The 3,587-nt window shown below is 54.9% G+C and carries 1 tRNA gene and 2 rRNA genes; all 3 read left to right on the top strand.

The features are described 5' to 3' along the window. The first annotated feature begins 87 nt into the window (after nt 1-87). The 3 genes from CIT31_RS24040 (at nt 88) to CIT31_RS24030 (ending at nt 3,530) form a co-directional block, all read left to right on the top strand. A 23S ribosomal RNA gene (locus CIT31_RS24040) occupies nt 88-2,896 on the top strand. Between the two features lie 200 nt (nt 2,897-3,096). After that, nucleotides 3,097-3,211, top strand: a 5S ribosomal RNA gene (gene rrf / locus CIT31_RS24035). 242 nt (nt 3,212-3,453) lie between these two features. Beyond that, nucleotides 3,454-3,530, top strand: a tRNA-Met gene (locus tag CIT31_RS24030). Nucleotides 3,531-3,587: the final 57 nt, after the last annotated feature.

Here is a 3,587-nt window from a genome sequence, read left to right as displayed (position 1 = left end):
GGATTTAGCTGAAGCGACGATCTCTTCGAGATCGCGCGGAAGCGACGATCCCTTTGGGATCGCGCGATGGGTATTGGCAATGAGAACGATCAAGTGTCTTAAGGGCAATTGGTGGATGCCTTGGCATGCACAGGCGATGAAGGACGTGATACGCTGCGATAAGCTACGGGGAGGTGCGAATACCCTTTGATCCGTAGATTTCCGAATGGGGAAACCCACCTAAGGTGCTTGGAAAATCAGAGCAGCAGGGCAACTTGCTGCTGTGGTTTCCAAGTATCTGTTATAGGTAACTTATCCTGAATACATAGGGATAAAGTGGCGAACGCGGGGAACTGAAACATCTAAGTACCCGTAGGAAAGGACATCAACCGAGACTCCGGCAGTAGTGGCGAGCGAACCCGGACCAGGCCAGTGGCGATGATGAGACAAGCGGAACCTTCTGGAAAGTAGGGCCATAGTGGGTGACAGCCCCGTACGCGTAATGCAAATCATCGTCCTCGAGTAAGGCGGGACACGTGAAATCCTGTCTGAAATTGGGGGGACCACCCTCCAAGCCTAAGTACTCGTGCATGACCGATAGCGAACTAGTACCGTGAGGGAAAGGTGAAAAGCACCCCGACAAGGGGAGTGAAAGAGTACCTGAAACCGATTGCCTACAAACAGTGGGAGCCCGCAAGGGTGACCACGTACCTTTTGTATAATGGGTCAGCGACTTAGTGTGACGAGCAAGCTTAAACCGCTAGGTGTAGGCGCAGCGAAAGCGAGTCTGAACAGGGCGTTCAGTTCGTCGCATTAGACCCGAAACCGAGTGATCTAGCCATGAGCAGGTTGAAGGTAAGGTAACACTTACTGGAGGACCGAACCCATAACTGTTGCAATAGTTCGGGATGACTTGTGGCTAGGGGTGAAAGGCCAATCAAACTCGGAAATAGCTGGTTCTCCGCGAAATCTATTTAGGTAGAGCGTCGACCGAATACCCCAGGGGGTAGAGCACTGGATGGGCTAGGGGTCCTCACCGGATTACCAAACCTAACCAAACTCCGAATACCTGGGAGTACTAGTCGGCAGACACACGGCGGGTGCTAACGTCCGTCGTGAAAAGGGAAACAACCCTGACCTACAGCTAAGGTCCCCAAGTTATGGCTAAGTGGGAAAGGATGTGAGGATCCCAAAACAACCAGGATGTTGGCTTAGAAGCAGCCATCATTTAAAGAAAGCGTAACAGCTCACTGGTCTAAATAAGGGTCTTTGCGCCGAAAATGTAACGGGGCTAAAGCCATACACCGAAGCTTAGGGTGGCGATAATCCTTCGGGATTACGCTGCGGTAGCGGAGCGTTCTGTAAGCTGATGAAGCCATACCCGTGAGGGGTGGTGGAGGTATCAGAAGTGCGAATGCTGACATGAGTAACGTAAGGGGAGTGAGAGACTCCCCCGCCGAAAGTCCAAGGGTTCCTGCTTAAAGCTAATCTGAGCAGGGTTAGCCGGCCCCTAAGTCGAGGCAGAAATGCGTAGACGATGGGAACCACGTTAATATTCGTGGGCCTGGAGGAAGTGACGGATCATTGAGGTAGTCCAATCTTATCGGATTGAAAGGGCTGCTGCGTGGTTCCAGGAAATAGCTCCTCCTTATAGACCGTACCCGAAACCGACACTGGTGGACTGGTAGAGTATACCAAGGCGCTTGAGAGAACTATGCTGAAGGAACTCGGCAAATTGCACGCGTAACTTCGGAAGAAGCGTGACCCTTTTCCACGCAAGTGGAGGAGGGTGGCACAGACCAGGGGGTAGCGACTGTTTATCAAAAACACAGGGCTCTGCGAAGTCGCAAGACGACGTATAGGGTCTGACGCCTGCCCGGTGCTGGAAGGTTAAGAGGAGGGGTGCAAGCTCTGAATCGAAGCCCCAGTAAACGGCGGCCGTAACTATAACGGTCCTAAGGTAGCGAAATTCCTTGTCGGGTAAGTTCCGACCTGCACGAATGGCGTAACGACTTCCCCGCTGTCTCCAGCATAGACTCAGTGAAATTGAATTCCCCGTGAAGATGCGGGGTTCCTGCGGTTAGACGGAAAGACCCCGTGCACCTTTACTATAGCTTTACATTGGCATTCGTAGTGGCATGTGTAGGATAGGTGGTAGGCTTTGAAACCTGGGCGCCAGCTCAGGTGGAGCCACCCTTGAAATACCACCCTTATCACTATGGATGTCTAACCGCGGCCCGTTATCCGGGTCCGGGACAATGTATGGTGGGTAGTTTGACTGGGGCGGTCGCCTCCTAAAGAGTAACGGAGGCGCGCGATGGTGGGCTCAGAACGGTCGGAAATCGTTCGCTGAGTGCAATGGCATAAGCCTGCCTGACTGCGAGACTGACAAGTCGAGCAGAGACGAAAGTCGGTCATAGTGATCCGGTGGTCCCGCGTGGAAGGGCCATCGCTCAACGGATAAAAGGTACGCCGGGGATAACAGGCTGATGACCCCCAAGAGTCCATATCGACGGGGTTGTTTGGCACCTCGATGTCGACTCATCGCATCCTGGGGCTGGAGCAGGTCCCAAGGGTATGGCTGTTCGCCATTTAAAGCGGTACGTGAGTTGGGTTCAGAACGTCGTGAGACAGTTCGGTCCCTATCTGCCGTGGGTGTAGGAATATTGAAAGGATCTGTCCCTAGTACGAGAGGACCGGGATGGACGGATCTCTGGTGGACCTGTTGTGGCGCCAGCCGCATAGCAGGGTAGCTATATCCGGACGGGATAACCGCTGAAGGCATCTAAGCGGGAAACCCACCTTAAAACGAGTATTCCCTGAGAACCGTGGAAGACGACCACGTTGATAGGCCGGGTGTGGAAGAGCGGCAACGCTTGAAGCTTACCGGTACTAATAGTTCGATCGGCTTGATCGTTCTCATTACTTATGCCCATCTCGGCGCAATCCAAAGGATTGTCGCCTGATGGTTGTTTGCCCTCGCGGCAGTCGGCTTCGCCGACGCCTCCGGGCAGGCCTCGCAAAGGCTCGGACGCGCGGTCGCGCTTGCGGACTGCGTCCGAAACCGCGACGCCAGGCACGAAAAAACAGCTTCTCGAGCAACGTGCGCTTTGCCGACCTGGTGGTTATGGCGGAGCGGCTGCACCCGATCCCATTCCGAACTCGGCCGTGAAACGCTCCAGCGCTGATGGTACTTCGTCTCAAGACGCGGGAGAGTAGGTCGCTGCCAGGTCTGCAAAACGCACGTCGAAAAATCCAAATCTTCTCCTTACAAAACAGGCCCGCCAATCGGGAGCTCGGGCCGCGCAAGCGGCCCTTTCAGTTGGCGCAAGCTTGAATCCAGTAGGCCAAGACTTACTTCTGAAGTTGACGCGGGGTGGAGCAGCGCCCCGTCCGCCCGCAAAAGGCCGAGGCCTCGAGGACGGACAAAACAAAAAGTCCGGGCTGCCCGGCCGGCATTCGCCGTCTAGTTGACGCGGGGTGGAGCAGCCCGGTAGCTCGTCAGGCTCATAACCTGAAGGTCACAGGTTCAAATCCTGTCCCCGCAACCAAATACCCAAAACGGCCCGCCTCAGTGCGGGCCGTTTTTGCGTTTGCGGCCTGCCGCG

The organism is Mesorhizobium wenxiniae (assembly GCF_002284535.1).
GTDB classification, from domain to species: Bacteria; Pseudomonadota; Alphaproteobacteria; order Rhizobiales; family Rhizobiaceae; genus Mesorhizobium; species Mesorhizobium wenxiniae.
This window is presented reverse-complemented; position numbering and strand designations above follow the sequence as displayed.